Source organism: Candidatus Defluviibacterium haderslevense (assembly GCA_016712225.1).
In the GTDB taxonomy this organism is placed as follows: Bacteria; Bacteroidota; Bacteroidia; order Chitinophagales; family Saprospiraceae; genus Vicinibacter; species Vicinibacter haderslevensis.
This window is the reverse complement of sequence record JADJRL010000003.1, coordinates 4,832,505-4,853,272: the sequence shown is the minus strand read 5'-3', so window position 1 is coordinate 4,853,272 and position 20,768 is coordinate 4,832,505. Positions and strand designations below refer to the sequence as shown.

Annotated in this window: 15 protein-coding genes; 14 read left to right on the top strand and 1 reads right to left on the bottom strand. The window is 34.1% G+C overall.

The window, feature by feature from the left end; genetic code table 11:
• Nucleotides 1-17: 17 nt before the first annotated feature.
• Nucleotides 18-1,829: a hypothetical protein gene (locus IPK88_18970; protein MBK8245517.1), complete on the bottom strand. Its 1,812-nt coding sequence runs from the start codon at nucleotides 1,827-1,829 to the stop codon at nucleotides 18-20.
• Nucleotides 1,830-2,216: 387 nt separating this feature from the next.
• Between IPK88_18970 and IPK88_18965 the strand changes: the two genes are divergently transcribed.
• The 14 genes from IPK88_18965 to IPK88_18900 all read left to right on the top strand — a co-directional run bounded on the left by IPK88_18965 (nucleotide 2,217) and on the right by IPK88_18900 (nucleotide 20,618).
• The gene (locus IPK88_18965; protein MBK8245516.1) at nucleotides 2,217-4,190 is read left to right on the top strand and encodes a CRTAC1 family protein; all 1,974 of its coding nucleotides are present in this window, start codon (nucleotides 2,217-2,219) and stop codon (nucleotides 4,188-4,190) included.
• 36 nt (nucleotides 4,191-4,226) lie between these two features.
• Complete coding sequence (locus IPK88_18960) at nucleotides 4,227-5,561, top strand: VCBS repeat-containing protein (GenBank protein MBK8245515.1); 1,335 nt, start codon at nucleotides 4,227-4,229, stop codon at nucleotides 5,559-5,561.
• 1,132 nt (nucleotides 5,562-6,693) lie between these two features.
• Nucleotides 6,694-7,155 (top strand): pantetheine-phosphate adenylyltransferase, encoded by a 462-nt coding sequence (gene coaD / locus IPK88_18955; GenBank protein ID MBK8245514.1) that lies wholly within the window; start codon nucleotides 6,694-6,696, stop codon nucleotides 7,153-7,155.
• A gap of 30 nt (nucleotides 7,156-7,185) precedes the next feature.
• A complete protein-coding gene (gene pruA, locus IPK88_18950) occupies nucleotides 7,186-8,817 on the top strand; it encodes an L-glutamate gamma-semialdehyde dehydrogenase (GenBank protein MBK8245513.1) in 1,632 nt (543 codons plus the stop codon).
• 471 nt (nucleotides 8,818-9,288) lie between these two features.
• Complete coding sequence (locus tag IPK88_18945) at nucleotides 9,289-9,861, top strand: transposase (GenBank protein MBK8245512.1); 573 nt, start codon at nucleotides 9,289-9,291, stop codon at nucleotides 9,859-9,861.
• A complete protein-coding gene (locus IPK88_18940) occupies nucleotides 9,858-10,721 on the top strand; it encodes an IS3 family transposase (GenBank protein ID MBK8245511.1) in 864 nt (287 codons plus the stop codon). The genes IPK88_18945 and IPK88_18940 overlap by 4 nt, the downstream gene beginning before the upstream one ends.
• 760 nt (nucleotides 10,722-11,481) lie before the next feature.
• Nucleotides 11,482-12,378: a bacteriophage abortive infection AbiH family protein gene (locus IPK88_18935; protein ID MBK8245510.1), complete on the top strand. Its 897-nt coding sequence runs from the start codon at nucleotides 11,482-11,484 to the stop codon at nucleotides 12,376-12,378.
• A 56-nt stretch (nucleotides 12,379-12,434) separates the two neighbouring features.
• Nucleotides 12,435-15,479 carry an AAA family ATPase gene (locus IPK88_18930; protein ID MBK8245509.1) on the top strand — a complete coding sequence of 1,015 codons (3,045 nt, stop codon included), beginning with the start codon at nucleotides 12,435-12,437 and terminating at the stop codon, nucleotides 15,477-15,479.
• Between the two features lie 588 nt (nucleotides 15,480-16,067).
• Nucleotides 16,068-16,760: a cytochrome c gene (locus tag IPK88_18925; GenBank protein MBK8245508.1), complete on the top strand. Its 693-nt coding sequence runs from the start codon at nucleotides 16,068-16,070 to the stop codon at nucleotides 16,758-16,760.
• A gap of 195 nt (nucleotides 16,761-16,955) precedes the next feature.
• Nucleotides 16,956-17,777 (top strand): hypothetical protein, encoded by an 822-nt coding sequence (locus IPK88_18920; protein MBK8245507.1) that lies wholly within the window; start codon nucleotides 16,956-16,958, stop codon nucleotides 17,775-17,777.
• Between the two features lie 278 nt (nucleotides 17,778-18,055).
• Nucleotides 18,056-18,412: a hypothetical protein gene (locus IPK88_18915; protein MBK8245506.1), complete on the top strand. Its 357-nt coding sequence runs from the start codon at nucleotides 18,056-18,058 to the stop codon at nucleotides 18,410-18,412.
• Between the two features lie 567 nt (nucleotides 18,413-18,979).
• Complete coding sequence (locus IPK88_18910) at nucleotides 18,980-19,252, top strand: type II toxin-antitoxin system RelE/ParE family toxin (protein MBK8245505.1); 273 nt, start codon at nucleotides 18,980-18,982, stop codon at nucleotides 19,250-19,252.
• A 4-nt stretch (nucleotides 19,253-19,256) separates the two neighbouring features.
• Nucleotides 19,257-19,562: a helix-turn-helix transcriptional regulator gene (locus IPK88_18905; protein MBK8245504.1), complete on the top strand. Its 306-nt coding sequence runs from the start codon at nucleotides 19,257-19,259 to the stop codon at nucleotides 19,560-19,562.
• Nucleotides 19,563-19,967: 405 nt separating this feature from the next.
• Nucleotides 19,968-20,618 carry a hypothetical protein gene (locus IPK88_18900; protein MBK8245503.1) on the top strand — a complete coding sequence of 217 codons (651 nt, stop codon included), beginning with the start codon at nucleotides 19,968-19,970 and terminating at the stop codon, nucleotides 20,616-20,618.
• The last annotated feature ends 150 nt before the right edge of the window (nucleotides 20,619-20,768 follow it).

The following is a 20,768-nucleotide window of genomic DNA, read 5'->3' as shown; positions in this document are numbered from 1 at the left end:
AAAATTTGTAATTGAATTTAGGATTTTGATTTTTTCTTAGCTGGCTTATAATTAAATTGATATTGTAAGCCAAGATTACCTATGCTTTCAGTAAATGTTGATGTCACATCGGAAGAAGTGCGTAATATGCCATATGCAAATTGTAGCGATGCGCCTTTAAATAGTTTTGCACCTAGTGTGAGTTGCAGTATGGTATTCGAAGATTTTTGTTTTAGGGAATTATTATTTTTATAATAATTGCTGTTGAAGCCTAAAGATAATTTTTCTTTTAGCAGTGATTTTTGAACAGATGCGCCCAGACCAAAACGGGTCACTTCCGTAAGTGGAACTTCATTTTTCGTGTGATTGATTCTGATGCCGAACAGCCACTTAGATTTGGTTTTTAGTGTATATCCTGCGTTGATCAGAAATAGTTTTGATACGGAAATTCGATTGGGTTTTTCAATATCATCACTGACATCCTGAATATTTGCAGTGAGGCTTATGGAGTGAACATGATCACTTTTAAACGGGATTACATAATTCAAATTCGCACCTATATCTTTTGTGACCACAACTGCATTCAAGGAATCCAATTGTTGATTGAGAATATAACTTACAGTGGATGAATTATTCGTGTAATTAAATTGCGCACTAAAAGCCTTATCAGCCCATCCGGTTTGGATGTCATAGATCAATCTTTTTGTTGTAGCGGGTTTTTCACCGTCTAGATTATTGGTTTGGATTCCCAGTTTGAGGGAAGTATTTAATTTACTTTGAAAAAGACCAAAATGAGTAAAACCTTGAATATCGAATACATCTGTATTAAAAAAATAAGCTCCAAATGTTTTGAATTTGGAATCCACTGTGTTAAAGGACAATCCTGAATTTTGGTTTTTGCCTTCAAAGGATACGGATCCCTCCAAAGCATTTCCATAATAAGTTGTATTTCTACGTTTTAATAAAAAATTCGTAAGACTCTTTTTGTCAGATTCTGCATCTAAGGTATTCGGTGAGACACCACTTCTGGTGTAATCTACTTTTAGTCTAATTTTTTCTAAAAGCAATTTTTGCAATTGAATGCCTACAGCAAAATTGGCTTCAGGACTTTTTTGCTTAGGGTATACAGCAGGAATACTTATAGAGTTTTCATCATCTTTTGCTGCGAATACAATGATATCCGCTGATGCCTTATCGTCTCCATATCCAAGTTTGGTGCTCCACCCAATTCTTTTATAAATGGGAAGATTAGGGGAAGTCAGTGAAAGATTGATGGGCTCTGCTTTTGCCAATCGACCATACATACCACTTAATCTTACTTTGCCAGGATTTAATTCCAAGCCAGTGCCAAAAAAATTCAAATTACTCATGGTGTATTTCGAGAAATTCATCGAGCGATGGCCTATATGCAATTTGGCCCATTTATATTGTGGACTAATACCAAAACGCGCGTAGCCATTTACTTTAGATTTTGCCTGATCCTTTAAGGAATTGATCATATCTGACAGACTTGGATAGGATTTATTGGTATTTTTTGCAGTCATCACCATGGAAAAAGGAATATCAATCTGATAGATTTTAAAATTCAGATTCGCACCCAAAGTATAGAAGAATGGATCCTGACGCAATGGTGCACCATTATTATTGTATGATCTTAGATTTAATGAGACGCCGCCACCCATTTGAAAGGGATCACCAAAATCGTAGAAATCTTTTATGAAATTTTTTAAAGTCTTTTTTAAACCGCCTTTATCCAATTGATCTATATTTTCAAGTGTATTTAATTGACCAACTGCATGCCATTTGAATACAATTAAAATAAAGATTATGAGTAATGGTTTTTTCATCATGATTTTGAAAGTTTATTGTATTTACCTCTGGTTGATATATTAAATATTAATACACCTCTGCAAAAATAGAATGCAATAATTGTGTGACCTTGATTCGCAGGTCTAATGTTCTGAGTGGTACGAAATATGATCTAAAAGGATGATATATTCTTTCTGTTGGATTAGGGACATGCCAAAAAGGGTTAATTGAGTTGTTATTGGTGTTATTTAGCTTGTCCAGTTATTTATAAAATATTATTAATGTTTTTAATGATTACCAATACCCAATCGAACATAAGGCTTACATGTGATTAAAAATAAGGTAAAAAGTCCTGAAATTCAAGTAATTTAGCCCTCTTTTAGAAATTAATACAATATTAATTTGTAATATATAATTAAGGCGAGATTATGAATAAAACCGTGAAGTTGTACAGAATAAATATTATTTTTATTTTAATATTTTCCATATTTGAGTTAGTCAGTTTTACTTCTTGCAAACAAGAAAAGGGTCAGGAAGTAAAAAAAACCAGCGAAGGACCACTTTTTGAACGATTAAAAAGTAGTGCTACCGGAATCACATTCAATAACCAGTTGACCGAGACTGAAGAATTGAATGCCTTGATTTATGATGGGATTTATACAGGTGGTGGATGTGCTGCATTGGATGTGAATAATGACGGACTTCAAGATCTTATTTTTATTTCTAACCAGGGTCCTGAAAAATTATATTTGAATAAAGGCGGATTCAAGTTTGACGACATTTCTAAGTCTGCCGGTATTGAAGGTGGTAATGAATGGTCGGGCGGCGTTACGATAGCGGATGTGAATGCAGATGGATGGGATGATATCTACATCTGCAATAGTTTCTATTTGGATCCGGAATTGAGAAGAAATAAACTGTACATCAACAACAAGGATAATACCTTCACGAATAAGGCTAAGGAATATGGCGTAGATGATCCCGGATTCTCGACTCAGGGCACCTTTTTTGATTATGATCTGGATGGGGATTTGGATCTATACGTGGTTAACCAACCACCCAACCACACAGCAACCAGAAATGCACTCATGGCAACGAATAAACCGGATTTCCAATATTCCGATCACCTGTATAAAAATAATGGAAATGAAACATTTACGGATGTATCCGTACAAGCTGGAATACAAAATTTTGCTTACGGTCTGAGTGCGACGATCGGTGATTTTTTTAATGATGGAATTCCGGATATTTATGTTGCGAATGATTATGAATACGGAGATTATTTATACATCAACAAAGGCGATGGAACATTTATCAATGTAGCCAATTATGCATTACGACACATCAGTAATTTTAGTATGGGTGCTGATGCTGCGGATATCAATAATGATGGATTCCTGGATATATTCGTTGCAGACATGACCCCTGAAGATCATTATAGGAATAAGACCAATATGGCAGGCATGAGTTCTGAAAATTTTTGGAAAATCGTGAATGCCGGAAATAATTATCAATACATGTTTAACACCCTGCAACTGAATCAGGGCAATGGTTTGTTTAGTGAAATTGGACAAATGGCAGGTGTAGCGAAAACAGACTGGTCGTGGGCTGCATTCTTTTCCGATTTTGATAATGATGGAAATAAAGATCTTTTTGTTGCGAATGGAATATTGAAAGATATCCGCAACAGAGATTTCAATAGTTATGCTGTTAAAGCATTTCAGGATAAGAGTATCTCGAGATTAAAAATTATGGAGAAAGCACCTTCTGTTCCATTGAGAAATTATATGTACAGAAATGACGGCGGTTTGCATTTTACGAACATGTCCAAGGATTGGGGATTCGACGAACCAACATTTTCTCAGGGTGCCTGTTATGCCGATCTCGATAATGATGGAGATGTGGATATGGTGGTTAATAATATGAATGAAGAAGCTTTTGTCTATCAAAATAAAACCATAGAACAACATATTGGAAATGGTATCCGAATCAAATTGGTCGGTGAAGGCAAAAATCTAAAATCATTCGGTGCGCGGGTTCTTGCAGCTTATGGTGAGGGCAAAATCCAAATGGCTGAAATCATTAATGCCCGAGGATATATGTCTTGTTCAGAACCGATTTTACATTTTGGTATTGGGGATTACGATCATGTGGATTCTATTTTTGTTCGCTGGCCAAGTGGTAAATACATGCGCGTCGACAACATCAAAAAAAATACGGTGACGACACTGTATGAGAAAGATGCAACTACAACAATGGAAGAACAATTACTTCAAATCGTACCTTTTATACTCACGGATGAAATCACTGAAGAATGTTTTAAAAATGCAGCTCATGCAGAGAATAGCTATAATGATTTCAAAAGAGAAGTATTGATCCCTTATAAACAATCCACGCTTTGACCTGCACTTGAAACCGGTGATGTCAGTGGTGATGGAATGGATGATGTATTCCTGGGAGGCGCAGCAGGTTCCAACTGCCAGTTACTCATTCAAAATGCGGCAGGATCATTTGTGCCTTCTACTTCAAATCCATGGATGAAATACAAAGCCAGTGAAGTTTTGGATGTGCATTTTTTTGATGCTGATGGCGATAAAGATCTGGATATCTATACTGCGTCCGGAAGTAATGAATTTCCTACGGGTTCCAATTTATATGGCGATCATTTATATTTGAATCAAGGGAAAGGTGTATTCACAGATGCTACTGATCGCATACCTAAATTATATTTCAGTAAATCAGTTGTACGATCTTCAGACATAGATCTGGATGGAGATCTGGATTTGTTTGTTGGCGGTCGTTTGATTCCCGGAAAATATGGCGTGTCAGAACGCAGTGCAATACTGATCAATAACAAAGGAAATTTTGAAGATAAGACCGAAGCGTTTATTCCTGAATTAGCGAAACCATTTGAATGTGTTACAGATGTTTGTTGGATTGATTTGGATAAGGACAAAGATGAAGATTTGGTTATCGTAGGAGAGTGGTCGCCGGTAAGAATATTTATCAATGAGAAATCTTCATTCAAAGAAAAATCTGCATCTTATAAAACCGACAGTTTATTTGGTTGGTGGAATACGATCCAGAAATGCGATCTGAATGGTGATGGTAATGAAGATTTGGTCCTTGGAAATTTAGGTACGAATATCAAGTTTAAAGCAAGCATGGTGAAGCCCTTTTATGTTTATTTAAATGACTTTGATCAAAATGGAACATGGGATACTTACTTAGCTTCAAGAGATCCTGATGGTACTTTATTTCCAGTACGCGGAAGACAATGTTCTTCTGAACAGATGCCTTTTATTTCTGAGAAATTTTCCAATTATGATCAGTTTGCCAAAGCTTCACTGGAAGAAATTCTCGATGGAAAAATGGATGGCACCGTACAAAAAATGGCTACTGAGTTTCACAGCATCATACTCATGAATAACGGAGATGGTAGTTTTACAAAAATAGAATTACCTGCAGAAGCACAAATATCTACGGTCCAAAGTATCGCGTTTTATGATTTCAATCAGGATGGTGTGAAAGATATATTGTTGGGTGGAAATTATTACAATCGCGAAGTAGAGACGGTGCGGAATGACGCCAGCGTAGGCCAAATACTACTCAATGTCGGAGGTGGGCAATATGCACCATTGGTGAATCCGGTATCAGGACTAAAATTGTTTAATGATCTTCGTGAAATGCGGATCATCAAGATTAAAGATAAGTCTGTAATTATTGGGGCGAATAATAATGAGAAGTTGCAGGCGTTTAGGATAAAGGTGTAGGGGGGGGTGAGTTTTATTTTTATTATGATTTGTTTTACAGGATTTAATATGGAACCCAAGTCGAGCTTTTAGAGCCCTTGATGAGGTTTTAGAACCCATCCCAACCCAATATTCGCTAACGCGTTCCATCACTTAAAGTGTTGGCACACTTTATCCATCTCGTCTGAAGAACTCGATGGAATCGTTCAGTTATCTAATTAGGGAAGGGCTCAAGCAGTACACTAGGAGTAATACTTTAATTCGAAATGGAAAAGTAGATTCAATATACTTGTTTAAAACTTATTTCGAGATTAAGTTAACAAAACCATTGTTTCATTGATAATATTATTGTGCTTTAATCTACTCTACTTGTTCATTAATTGGTTAACCAAAAACAGTGTTTGTTTAGATAGACAAGGAAAGATTTAATTTGTGATAAATGTTTATGTTGATGGGAAACGAATAATAAATTTACTCTCAATTCATAGACCTTCGTTTTATGCAATTAGAAATCTAGTTGAAAAATTAATTTGTTTGATGGTAATCCTTCAAAAATAATTTTCGATTTAATTAAAACTTTATTGTTCTTTTTTCATGAAAAAAAAGAACCAAAAATTCTAGGCTGTAAAGTCTAAGCCTAAAATGATTCCATGAAACCTAAATTCAAAAAACTCGCCATTGACCTTTTGTTCTTTTTGTTTGGCTTTACACTTGCTCAGCTCGCATTCCTGTTCTTTTTTTAGCATTTGGTTGTGCTCAAACAGTTTTGAATTTTTAACGGTTTCATTGCATCATTTTTTAACGGCTTATCCTTTAAGGCCGGATCAAATTTCTCTGTCTACAAATTAACATGTATTTTACATAGGATTTAATTTGCGAGTTTGCTTAATGGAAGATTATGTTTACTTGAGGAGAGTAAGAAGTTCTGAAAATAGTCTAGCAGTGGTTTGATTTTATCTTGCAGAGTTTCTCGGTTGCGTTAGGGATAGAAGCGGATAGCCCGTCTCGTCTCATACTTCGACGAGACAGGTATAGACGAGATGAGACGAGGACTATGAGCGGATAGCCCGCCCGAAGGGAACGCCCAAAACATTAAAAGATCATTTTATTGGTGTAATCGTATTATCCCAAATTATTACCTTAATTTTGTGGGGTGAAAATTGCAGTCATACCCGGGTCTTATGATCCAATTACGTTCGGACATATCGATATTATTCGAAGGGCGTTGCCATTGTTTGATGAAGTCATTGTGGCGATCGGGATCAATTCTCAAAAGAAGAATTTGTTTTCCTTGGATGAACGGATACGTTGGATTCAGGAGATCTTCAAGGATGAGCCCAAGGTGAAAGTGGATCATTTCGAAGGATTGACCCTGCATTTTTGTCAAAAAGTGGGAGCCAAATATCTGGTCCGGGGAATCCGAAATGCTACGGATTTCGATTATGAAAGAACCATATCGCAGATCCACAATACGATAGCTACCGATCTGGAAACGCTATTCTTCATTGCGAAACCCGAACTCAGTCACATCAGTTCTACCATCGTGCGGGAGTTGATCCTGGGCGGAGGGGATATTTCTGCTTTTGTACCCGATCTTGTCAGTGTCAAAAAATGATCGTTTCTTTGCAGCCTAAATGTAAAGAATATGAGTAATATCATCCACCACATTCCTAATCCGGTTAATGAACCTATACTGCCTTACGGTCCGGGATCTAAGGAAAAATTAGCGGTCAAAAAGGAACTTGCAGCTCTTAAATCCAAGGAACTAGAGGTCTTGATGACCATTAACGGAAAGCGCATCAAGACAGATGTACGCAAGAGAATATTTCCACCTCATGAATTGAATCATACCTTGGGATATTATTACAAGGGAGGTGCGAAGGAGGTCAATGATGCCATACAGGCGGCTTTGGCTGCAAAGGAAGCCTGGGAAATGATGCCTTGGTCGGATCGGGCTGCCATATTCCTCAAAGCTGCTGATCTTATCGCTGGTCCTTATCGTGCGCGTACTAATGCCATGACCATGTTGGGCCAATCGAAGAATATATTTCAGGCAGAAATTGATGCGGTGTGTGAGTTCTGTGATTTTCTGAGATTCAATGTGGCTTTTCTAAAACAGATCTATGAGATCCAGCCTATATCCGCGCCTTTGATCTGGAATCAGATGGAATATCGCCCATTGGAAGGATTTATATTTGCCTTGACACCATTTAATTTTACGTCTATAGCCGGTAATCTGCCTTGTGCTCCTGCGCTGATGGGCAATACCATCGTATGGAAACCCGCAGAAACACAAATCTACTCCGCATCGCTGATTATGGAAATCCTCGAAGAGGCGGGCTTGCCACCGGGGGTCATTAATCTGGTCTTTGTGGATGGATCTACGGCAGGTGGTGAAATATTTAAACACCGGGAATTTGCCGGATTACACTTCACGGGATCTACGGGAGTATTCCGCTCTATAAATGCCACGGTAGCCTCAAATTTAAGCCTCTACAGGTCTTTTCCAAGGCTGGTTGGTGAAACAGGGGGGAAGGATTTCGTCTTAGCTCACCCTTCCGCAAATGCCAAAGCAGTGGCTGTGGCTTTGTCGCGTGGAGCTTTTGAATTTCAAGGCCAAAAATGCAGTGCCGCTTCCAGGGCTTACATCCCGAAGACCTTGTGGCCGGATGTAGAGCGCGAATTACTGGCAGACATCGCGGATATGAAAATGGGAAGTCCGGAAGATTTTAGAAATTTCATCAATGCGGTGATCGACGAAAAAGCGTTTGACAAATTGAAGTCTTACATCGATCAGGCCAAAGCAGATACGAATGCCAAAATCCTGTGTGGTGGACATTGTGATAAGACCGTAGGGTATTTTATAGAACCGACCATTATATTGACTTCGGATCCTAAATATGTAACCATGTGCGAAGAACTATTTGGTCCGGTACTGACGATATATGTCTATGAAGATCAAGATTATGATCAAGTCCTTGAGCTAGTAGATAACACGGCAGACTATGCATTGACGGGAGCGATTTTTGCGCAGGATCGAGAGGTCATCCGAATGAGCAGTCAGAAACTCAGAAACGCTGCAGGGAATTTCTACATTAATGACAAGCCTACCGGGGCCGTGGTAGGGCAACAACCATTTGGTGGTGCCCGAGCTTCAGGTACGAATGATAAAGCGGGATCGGTCTTCAATCTGATCCGATGGGTGTCACCAAGAACCATCAAAGAAAACTTTAATCCTCCGATGGATTATACTTACCCGTTTATGGGGGAGGAGTAGGGGAGTCATTGCGTACCTCAATAATTTTTACCTTTCAAGGTAGCGGCTACATTACGCCAAAATATATTGAATTAAATAGGCTCTATAAATCACTTGAGTAATCTATCGTATGCCCAGACTTAAGTGTTGTGCTAATGAATGTATCCATAGTCTCACATGAACTTTGGCACAACCCTCCAGCAAGTATCCACGACGCTGGGGTAGGTTTGGTATCCTCCAAGCCACACTTTAAGTGCAGGATTCTAATATTTTTGGATATATGAGGTAAAATGGGAATGAATTGCCTTTTTTGACTATGATCAAAAACAGTTTGCGTGAATTAATTAAACGAATTTCTTTATGCAAAAATGATTTGGCCTGTCTTGTTTTTTTTTTAAAAATTTTAATATTGATAGCTAAAGTTATAAGTGGACGAGCTACATTATTTGAGCTTGACCCGTCCTAAAAAAACTATACACAAAAAAACTGTTTATGGTACAAAAGGATCAGGAATTTAATGCACAAACCAGGAAAAAGCAAGGTCGATATGACAAGCGTTTAATCTTAAAGATCGTTAGCGATATTGAATCCGGACACCCACGGAAGGAATTGCAAGACCAATATGGATTAGGAAAGAGATCTATTGATAGATGGATGAAAGATTACGGATCAATTCACTACAAGGACAATATCAAGCGGAAAAGCTATTCGAAGCTCCAAAAACGTACTATTGTAAGTGCCATTGAGCAAGGAAGAATGAGCATCCAAGAAGTTCAAGATGCATATGGGATTAAAAACAGTAAATTAATTAGAGATTGGATTATTCAATTTAAAAATGAAAATGACCAACTTTGTGAGTTAAATGGACAAGTGATGTCTAAAAATCTAACTAAAAATATAGGCTCAAACGAACTAGCTTTGGAAAAGGCTTTAGAAGAAGCTGAGCTTAAAATCAAGGCTCTTAATACACTTATTGATCTTGCAGAAGAACAACTCAACATTGATATTAGAAAAAAGTCTGGTGCCAAGCAGTCCTTAAAACAAAACAAGACAATCCTAAAATAGGGATCGGAAGGCTTTGCAAACTGTTTGGCAAAACTAGACATGCTTTTTATGACCATTTATGGACTAAGCAAAAAATTAGTATCCGTGATGACATAATTCTTCAAGAAGTTATTTCCATTAGAAAACAACTTGCCAGACTTGGTACAAGAAAATTATTTCATTTACTAAAACCAACTCTTCAATCTCACAATATAAAAATTGGTAGAGATTATCTTTTTGATTTACTTTCAGAATATAAATTGATGATTAGACAACGAAAAAGAAAAGCCATTACTACGGATTCAAAACACTGGATGAAAAAATACTGCAATCTCATTAAAGACATTACTATAACTAAACCCGAACAAGTTTGGGTAAGTGATATTACCTATATTAGATTAACTAACTATTGGGGCTATCTTAGTTTGATTACAGATGCTTTTTCCAGAAAAATTATTGGTTACTGTTTTCGTAATGATTTACAGGCAGAAGGGTGTGTTGAGGCCTTACGAATGGCATTAAATAATAGAATTTATGACCATCCCATTATTCATCATTCGGATAGAGGTTCTCAATATTGTTCACATCAATATGTTCATTTACTTAATCAACATAATATTAAAATTAGTATGACTGACAATGGAGATCCTTATGAAAATGCATTAGCAGAAAGAGTAAATGGTATTATCAAAACTGAATTTAATCTTCATCAAACTCATTTGGGATTTGATCAAACTTATAATCTTGTTAAACATTCCATTAAAGCCTACAATGAATTAAGGCCTCATGGAAGTTGTGATTATTTGACTCCTGATCAAGCTCATCTACAATTTGAAACATTACCCAAAAGGTGGAAAAACTATAATAAATACTATTTTTAAACACTGTATACCTTACTTAGGATTAAAAATTATATTTGCATAGTCATTTTAGGATTTATTTATTAACCTGTATAGCTATTTTAGGACAAGACAGCTTGGTACCCCAGCCGTACCTCGAGGGTAGAGCGACCGTAGATACTTGCTTGTGAGTTGTACTTAATTATTTGGGGTAATTGGGCGTTTTTAAGGATTTGATGTTGGTGAGATGGAACTTATTAGGAATGCTTATCATCATTCCATATGAAGCTTAAAGCTTTTGGCTCCATTCAAACATCCTATTAGGAATCCTCCATTAAACCTTAAAGTAGTTGAATGGGTTGAAATGCAGAAGAAATTTTGCAGTCTAGTGCTGATTAAATAAATAAATTCTGCAGGAATTATAAAACAATCAAATAAGTTTGGATATATTTGTCAAGTGGGAGTAGGGAAGGTGTATGGATTTATAATAACGGGTGTTTAGGCTTTTTGGTTTATAGTATTCAGTTGATTATATGATATTAAATTTAAAAGTAAATTGCTGTAATATCATATATGTGCATTTCAATGCTTGTAAACTAAGTTAGAGGGATTTACTTATTTAATTACCCCAGAATTTATTGTTATATTAGTCTGGATCAATTTTGTTTCTAATATAATTTAATAAATGAAAATCAAATGATTAATTATCTTTAAGTATTAAAAATAAACGCATGTTTTAAGTATCATATTGTTAAAGCGAAATGTTAAAATCAATTTTAGAACGACTATCAAAGAATAGAAAATGAACAACAAACAACTATACATAATAGGTAATGGCTTTGACATTTTTCACGGTGTAAATTCACGTTATAGTGATTTTAAAAACTATGTTGAAGACAATGATAACAAATTGTTTGAAGCACTTGACGAATATTTTAATTCAGACGAATTATGGTCAGAGTTTGAAGATACGCTTGCGTATATTGACACGGACAAAATCGTTGACGATGCATCAAACTATCTTGTTTCATATAATGTAGAAGATTGGAGCGAAGCGTATCACCACGACTATCAATACGAAGTTCAAAGAGCAATAGATGTTATTACTATCACACTAAGGAAACTTTTTACAACATGGATTTTAAGTCTTGAAATTCCAAGTTCTGGGCAACTTAAACTCCCAACTTCTTCTACATATCTTACTTTCAATTATACTAACACACTTGAAAAAGCGTACAAAATATTTTCTTCCAACATTATCTACATTCACAATAAAGCCTTTGACGAAAAATCAACTTTAATTTTAGGTCATAGTCGCCAGCCGACACCAGAGAACTCTTTTGACAATAAAGCTGATTGGGAAGATGTAGATGTTCGTGTTGCAGAAGGAAATAGAATTTTAGACAACTATTTTGAAAATACATATAAAAACACAGATGCAATTATTAATGAAAATCGGGCATTCTTTAATCATTTGAATTCCATAGACGAAGTATTTGTTTTAGGACACTCTATTTCACCAGTAGACATAAAATATTTTAGAGAAGTTAAAGAAAACGTGCAAGCCAATTCAACTTGGACTGTTTCATATTATACTGATGAACAAAATGATAAACTCAAAAATTCACTTATAGAAATTGGTATCGACTCAAGCAAGATAAAGATGATAAAATTGATCGAATTATTAATAAAAAACTAGCGCTTAAATTGGTTTTGCACAAGTTGAGCAATTGTATCATACTATGAATAAACACTATGAATGATAAAAGAGGGTCTAAATGGCGAAAATGGGACTTGCATGTACATACTCCCGCTTCACTTATTCAATCGTTTAAAGCAGACGGAGATGATGATGTTTGGGAAACCTATATTAAAGATCTTGAAAGTATTCCAAAGGAAATCCAAGTCATAGGAATCAACGACTATATTTTTATTGATGGCTACAAAAAAGTTCTTGATTATAAATCCAGAGGACGATTAACAAATATTCAACTTATACTTCCAGTAATTGAATTTAGAATTAAGAAATTTGCTGGAAATCGTCAATTCAAGCGAATTAATCTCCATATAATATTCTCTGACGAGGTTTCACCAGAAATTATCCAAGCTCAATTTTTGAATGGCTTGAGCGCTAAATATAGTTTGACACCAGGCTTAAATAGTGGAATCACATGGGGTGGATTAATTACCCCGGAAAGTTTGACTGATCTTGGTCGCAAAATTAAAGATGGAGTTCCAGCAGAAGAACTGCAACATTTTGGATCAGATTTAGAAGAGGGGTTTAATAATCTTAATTGTGATGAAAAAGAAATCATTTCTTTCTTAGAAAATTCGACATATTTTACTGATAAATTTCTAATTGCTATTGGGAAAACTGAATGGGACGCTTTTTCTTGGAACGATAATAGTATTGCGGAGAAGAAAGATGCAATTAATAAATGTCACATAGTTTTTACATCATCTGAGAGTATTCCAGCCTTTTATAAAGCACAAGAAAAACTAACAGAACAAAATGTAAATAATCTCTTATTGGATTGCAGTGATGCGCATCATAATTCGAGAGCGCCAATGAAAGATCGGATAGGAAAATGCTATACTTGGATAAAATCTGACCCCTCTTTCGAAGGATTAAAACAAATTCTATATGAACGTGACAGGCTCTTCATTGGCGAAAAACCAGAACTAATAAGTAGAATTGAGGGCAATCCAACTAAATTTATTGAAAAAATTAGCATAACAAAAAATCCGGATTCCACCTTAACTGAAACATGGTTTGACGGTCTTGATATTTCACTTAACGCTGGGTTAGTCGCTATTATTGGTAATAAAGGAAATGGTAAAAGTGCATTGGCTGATATTATCGGTCTATGTGGAAACACCCATAACGCTGACAACTTTTCTTTCTTAAATAGTGATAAGTTTAGAAAAAGGAAACCTTCGAATAAAGCAGAAGAGTTTGAAGCTACTTTAACTTGGAGAAATGGCACTACTAATATTAAGTGTCTAAGTGATGATGTCGATCGAAGTTTGACAGAAAAGGTTAAATATATTCCACAGAATTTTCTCGAAACATTATGTTCTGTAGAAGATAGTATAGATTTCGAAAGGGAACTTCGGAAAATTATTTTTTCTCATACCCCACAAAGTGATAGAATTGGAGCTAACTCACTTGATGAATTAATATCTAATAAAAGTGAGATCATTCAGCAGAGTATAAACAAAATCAAAAACGAAATCACAACACTTAATGATAGAATTGCGGATATTGAATCTAAAAGAAATCCAAATTATAGAAAAACAATAAAGGACTCTCATGATAAGAAAAAGATAGAACTTGAATCTCATGACAAGATTAGACCAATTACTGTGCCAATGCCACAAAATAGTGAAAAGCAAGATGCCATAAACAAACAGATTGAAAGTCATAGAGAAAAGTTGCTTCAGCTTGAAAAAACTATTGCTGAAAAAAACCAAGAAAAAACAGAATTAAATGTTGCAATAAACGAACTCACTAAAGCTAACCAAGCATTATCAAATTTATCCAACGAGATTTCCTCGTTTATAGTTGCTCAGAAGCCAATTTACGAAAAGTACAATATTGCAATTGATAACATTATTCTTTTTAATGTTAACAACAAACCAATATCTTTACTAATTTTCGAAAAGCAGAAAGAGTTAATTGCGGTAAACAACTTACTTGGTAATGAAGAAAATAGCTTACCATCTCAAGTAAAAACTGAACATGCTGAAATCACCTCGTTGAAAGAGAAATTAGACGAACCTTCTAAATTGCACCAGCAATATTTGAGCAACCTTAAAGTTTGGGAAGCAGGTCGAGCCACAATCGTAGGCGAAAAACACATTGAAGGATCTCTCACATATTTCGAAGAAGTATTACGATTTATCGACTGTGATCTCAAGGCCGAATTTGAAACAGCTAGAAATGCGCGTAGAATACTTGTTGAAAATCTCTATGATAAAAAGAATGAAATATTAAACTTATATAGGCAACTTTTTAAGCCTGTAACAGATTTTATTGACGCTGATAGCAATATAACTGAAAATTATAAAATTAAACTTGATGTTTCCTTACATCTCCAAGGATTCATAGAAAAATTCTTTGACCATATAAGCGTAGGTTCGAAAGGAAGTTTTATTGGAAAAGAAGATGGCTATAAGAAATTGGAACAAATAATCGAAGTTTCTGAGCTTAATACTAAAGACGGATTTATCCTTTTTATTCAGGACCTTATTACCCACCTATTTCATGACAAAAGAACAGACCAAGACAATGCACCACGCAATCTTCTGGATCAACTGAAGAAAGGCTATGGTCCAGTAGATTTCTACAATTTCCTTTTTTCATTAGATTATCTAAGTCCCATTTACAAATTAAAATTAGGCGACAAAGAATTATCAGAACTGTCTCCAGGTGAAAGAGGTGCTTTGCTTCTGATTTTTTACCTATTGCTTGATAATGATGATATTCCATTAGTCATAGACCAACCTGAGGAAAATTTAGACAATCAAAGTGTCTATACAATTATTGGGAGATTTATAAAGCAAGTAAAAGATAAACGTCAAATAATCATTGTCACTCACAACCCTAATTTGGCAATTGTTTGTGATGCAGAGCAAATTATTCATATTAAGATAACCAAAGAAGATGCTAATAAGGTAAGTTATACCACTGGGGCAATTGAGAACCCAGCGATTAATAAAAGTGTTGTTGAAATTCTTGAGGGAACATTCCCTGCTTTTGATAACAGAACCGAAAAATATAAAGTGACTAAGAGGTAAGCAGCAAAGAGTTGATTTGAATTAGAGAGCCAATTGCCATTTCAAAATTTGATGGCCTGCACATAACATTAAGCCGTAAATTCAAAAGCCACCCTAAGCCAAAGCCATATTGATCAAGAACTATGATAAAAAATTAACAAAATAGACTTCCTGATCCATCAATGATTATTCTAATGCATCAGGACAAGTTTAGATATCCTATGAGCTTTATTAAAACTTCACCAAAAGTTGATTAATGTCTAATCAAACTTTAAATAAATTAAATGCCAATAAAATGTCCGGAAATTTTCCTTTTTCAAGATAGTAGCTTAAAAAATATACAATTACCATGTTTTTCCAAATAAATATTGAAAGTTTTAAATTTAAGTATTATTTTTATACTTTGAATAGCATATTGCTTTGGAAATGATTATCTATTTGATATGATAGTTTAACCAATTACCAGATCATAGAGCTCGTTCTGTTGAAAGGAGGTAGATGCTATCAGTGTTGCTTTCCATTGTAGTTTGTGACGTTTCATTTTTTATTTTAATATTAAATAAATTGAAGATTTTAGCTTTCACAATTGTTCTATTTATATTGTTTGGAATGCAGTACCCAAAATTTCATGTTTTAGATTTTGGACCATTTAAATTAAAAACGCCTACAGATTGGATAATAATAGATCAGAATGGAATTGATAGTTATGCTGGTGCACTGACTGATAAACGGGATACTCTATCATTTGATTTAGGTTGGTTCAGCCGTTCAATATGTAATTTGGATGAAGAAGATATACCAAATCACAAACTTGCGAAGGATACTGTTAATGGGCTTATTGCTTATATTATTATTCCAAAACAAGATGGCAAAGGCGAAATTGGAATGAGTATTGAAAACTTCAAAGATCAACAACAAAAATTTGTTATTAGTGGACACAATATTCCAGGTACTGCAATGATTTTGGATATTTTTAAATCTATTCTATTTGCAGAAAGCGATAGTGCTATGAACCCGCCATTAACATTTGAAAAATTTAATAAAACAATATTTGCATCAGGAAAAAAAATATTTAACGATAATTGTGCTGCATGTCACAATAAAAGGTGGGATCTTACTGGGCCGGCATTAGTGAACATTAGTTCCAGAAGATCAGTTGAATGGATTGTTACTTTTTTAACAAATAGAAAAGATTTAAAATTGGGGAGTAAAAATAAACATAAAAGAAACTCGCCTCAATGCGTAGAATTTCCAAATTTGACTAGAGAAGCAATTGAAAGAATTTTAGATTACTTAAATTGATCCATAAAATCATGTAGTAGATTCCTTCATAAAAACAGCCAATAACATGGCATAGACTCTCCATCGTCTTGCAACTATAATCATTTTCTTATATTTTTTTGTGATGTAAAACTTATTTCTTAATTTTGACTACAAATGAAGTAGTGTTGCAGCTTATATGCCAATTGCGTTTTCTGTCATTTTAAAACAACAAAAGTGTTAAAAATTCCAACTTTTTCGAATGAAGAAATTTTTACTAGACTATTGAATAACAAGTCTAAATCTAATTATTGGAATTACATTCGTGAGTTACGAAAACGAAAGTCAACTGACATTTATCAAAAGGCAACCGAATTAACAAATTCAAATGACGACCATGTGAAAGTAATCGGAATTAACATTTTAGCTCAATTTGGTTATCCAAGTAAACATAAAAAGCAGACTTTAAAAAATTATTTCAATCTACTTAGATCAAAAAACAGTATAAATGTGATAAGCTCTATTTTATATGGAATTGGAAACAATAACGATATTTTAACTGATAATCAAATTGATATAATTTGTCGTTTCAAGTATAGCAAAAGCGCCACAATTAGATATAGCTTGGCTTTTGCGTTATCAGGAGTTGAAAACGACAATGCAATAAACACCCTGATACAACTTTCTAATGATAAAGATTCAGATATTAGAGATTGGGCAACTTTTGGAATAGGTTCACAAACTACACTTGATAATTTAGAAATAAGACATGCTTTATGGGAAAGAGTTAATGACACAAATAAAACTACTCGGGATGAAGCAATTGCTGGTTTGGCTAAGCGAAAAGATCACCGAATAAAAGAAATTTTAAAAAATGAATTAAACAAAGCTGATAATTTGAGTTCATTAACTTTAGAATCTATAGAAGATTTGGATGATAAGGATTTTATAGAGCTTATTGAACGAAAAATAAATAAAAATAGAACAGAGCAAACAATACCTGAGGATTGGTTAGTATCAACACTCGAAAAACTAAAGGGAAACACAAAAGATAGATAACAATAATCCGTTTATACAAATGCCACCCCAGCAAAAGACTTATAAATCAAGACTTCTGATAAAAGAATAACAAAATAGGCTTCCTGATCTGTCATTGATTATTTTAATGAATCAGGACAAGTATGGATATAGGTTGTAATGCCTGTTCGCTTTAACAGTTCATTTATTAACATAAAGTAAATATACGCTATTGAAAAATTATTTGCTAGTCTATACACTAATGATTCAAGTTTGTGGTTTTGTGCATATTTTTACTGAAATTTTAAAAAAATAGAAATATGACATTTACAACAATCGCATTAATTGCATCAATTGCCACATTTGGTCTAGGTTTAGGTTTTTTATTTTCAAGTACTACCATGTTGAAACAGTGGGGTATGCAAGCACCCGATGAAGCCAAAGTAATGTCCCGAAGAAATGGGGTTATTTATTTAGGACTTTCTACCTTACTATTTTTAGCAAGAACAAATATTCCAACCACAGAAGCTATTGCTATTGGAGGTGCAACGATCACCGTGCTTTTAGCTATTTCAGGCTTGTATGAGTTAAGTGGTGGTCGTGTTAGCAAAGGAATTTTAATATCAACAGTGGTAGAAATTCTTATCGCAATTGGATTTCTTTCATCACTAATATAATACTCAATATGGCGAAATACAACATTCATAGAGACTTTGCTTTCCTGCGTTTTGTTCCAAACACAAAGAAATGAATGATTCCTGCTTTTAACGTATTATTTAAGTGGTATCGCTTTTCAGATTTTGAAGCTCTACGGATTGGCTTCTTATCAGGCAAACGAGATCCGAAATCGATGATACGAAGGTGAAAAAAATGAAGATGTATTGGCATAAGTTAATGTTTGTAAATCCATTTGCCAAGCGCCTAGTTTTTTTTGGATGTTGAGTATTATTTTCAGGCTTCTAATAGGATATTGATTTAAAAATAACATTCCATTGGAAATTTAATATGGAAGCCTTTACCTATATAGAACCTTACAGGTCAGGACTTCTCGCCTAGAGGACTAGACAGTTTGTTCAACTTTCCTTTGTGTTTTTGCTACACTCCAAATAAAATAGATTAAAAAACGTTCCATATTTGGAAACATTTTGTACTTTTGTACTATGAAAGTGTTTTCAAAGAAAATTGTAGTAGAACTTCTGGAGGAAGCCAGTAATTATTACTACAATTTACCTCTGAAAATTTAAATTAAATTTTTAATATGCTTTGAAAAAACTGAAGCCGGAATAAAAGGATATTGGTTTGAAAAATTAAAAGAAAGTGATGGAATATTTGAATTTAAGGTTCAAGATTCAGAAAAATTCTATAGAATCTTTGCATTTTGGAATAAAGAAGATGAACAAAAAACATTGATACTTGGAACACATGGACTAGACAAGAAAACAAATAAAACTCCAATAAATGAAATCCAAAAAGCAGAGCGAATTAAGGTAAAATATATACAAAGTAAAAAAAAATAAATAAATGAAAACAATTGGTTTAAGCGAATTAAAAGATAAATCTCTAGGAAAAATAGGAACTCATAAAAGAGACAAATATGAACATGACCTCAAAATTGAAATTCTTGCTGAACACATTAAACAACTTAGAATAGAACGCAATTTAACTCAAGAAGAATTAGGAGCATTGGTTGGAGTTCAACGAGCTCAAATTTCAAAAATTGAAAACAATACAGGCAATATTACCTTATCGACATTGCTAAAAATATTTTCTGCATTAAATGCTTCTATAAAGTACAAGATCAAAAAACAGGAATACGAATTAAGCTAGGCAGGTCGTGCAGCAAGTTGCCGGAGATTAATGCAAACTGAGCAATTAGGTTTTTATTCTATAAAAAATCTTAAATTTGTCTTTATAATTAGAAAATCATCAACCTGCTAAAATGCTCTGCCTGCCTCAATTTCAAAACTATGATTCTTCATTGAAACCAATAAATTGTCCGGAAACATGCCTTTTACAAGGTTGGTGCCTTAAAAATGAACATTAATAATGTTTTTCTAAATAAATATTGGAAGTTTTAAATTTAAGTATTATTTTCAGGCTATGAATCGAAGAGTACATTGAATCTGACTATCAATCTAATTTTCAGTATGAAAGTCTTATCCTATATATCAGTTCCAATTACTAGGCATGTTATACTTTCCAATGTATTAGGGCCCATTAATTAGCAATCCAATGAGAGTTTTTTTAATTCTTTTCCTATTAATATCTGGGTTATTTGCTTGTTATGACCAGGTCCATACCAAATACGAGAATTACTACGAAATCATTGATGATTTTATGAGATTTTACTATTACGATTCTGATGTTGCAATTTTAAATGAGTTAGCAAAAGTTATTAAAAGTCCTGATGATAATTCAAATTCATTTCAAGATTCACCACAGTTTTTTGATCCGCACTCATTACCACCTCCACCACCACAATATGGAAGGATTTATATTTCAAAATCTGAACTCAAATTCTTAAATAGAAAGCATATTTTTGATACTAATGACTTACAGTATTTTTATGATCAAATTTCGGATCTGGAAAACTTTACATTAGATCCCTTAAGAGTAATTAAAATAACTATTAAACAGATATCTATTGATTCAATATTTAAAATGAATTCAGTTGAAGATGGTTTTAAAATATTAAAAGAGCATTACAAAGTAGATTCATATATACAGTTCTCTAATCCTCTTATATCCAAAGATGGTAAATTATTGATTTTCGATATTGATTCTAATTGTGGGCGTAATTGTGGGCATGGTGATAGATACATTGTTCAAAAACATAAAGGAAAGTGGCGGGTAATTTATCATCATCAAACTTGGATTAGCTAGTCATATAAGGGGTGATTAGTCTAGTATTAACTTGACATCTCAAAGCTTCTAATCTCATTTTGGTATCATATTTTTGAATATAAAAACTTAAGTATTATTTTTGTTGATAAAAAAATAGCGGTTCACTATTTTAACCAGATCCAATAAGAG

Excerpts from the sequence above, each read along its gene's own strand:
- IPK88_18900 (MBK8245503.1), top strand. The coding sequence starts at position 19,968 with ATGAGAGTTTTTTTAATTCTTTTCCTATTAATATCTGGGTTATTTGCT.
- IPK88_18905 (MBK8245504.1), top strand. The coding sequence starts at position 19,257 with ATGAAAACAATTGGTTTAAGCGAATTAAAAGATAAATCTCTAGGAAAA.
- IPK88_18960 (MBK8245515.1), top strand. The coding sequence starts at position 4,227 with ATGGATGATGTATTCCTGGGAGGCGCAGCAGGTTCCAACTGCCAGTTA.
- IPK88_18915 (MBK8245506.1), top strand. The coding sequence starts at position 18,056 with ATGACATTTACAACAATCGCATTAATTGCATCAATTGCCACATTTGGT.
- IPK88_18935 (MBK8245510.1), top strand. The coding sequence starts at position 11,482 with ATGAACAACAAACAACTATACATAATAGGTAATGGCTTTGACATTTTT.
- IPK88_18925 (MBK8245508.1), top strand. The coding sequence starts at position 16,068 with ATGCAGTACCCAAAATTTCATGTTTTAGATTTTGGACCATTTAAATTA.
- pruA (MBK8245513.1), top strand. The coding sequence starts at position 7,186 with ATGAGTAATATCATCCACCACATTCCTAATCCGGTTAATGAACCTATA.
- IPK88_18930 (MBK8245509.1), top strand. The coding sequence starts at position 12,435 with ATGAATGATAAAAGAGGGTCTAAATGGCGAAAATGGGACTTGCATGTA.
- IPK88_18945 (MBK8245512.1), top strand. The coding sequence starts at position 9,289 with ATGGTACAAAAGGATCAGGAATTTAATGCACAAACCAGGAAAAAGCAA.
- IPK88_18965 (MBK8245516.1), top strand. The coding sequence starts at position 2,217 with ATGAATAAAACCGTGAAGTTGTACAGAATAAATATTATTTTTATTTTA.
- IPK88_18970 (MBK8245517.1), bottom strand. The coding sequence starts at position 1,829 with ATGATGAAAAAACCATTACTCATAATCTTTATTTTAATTGTATTCAAA.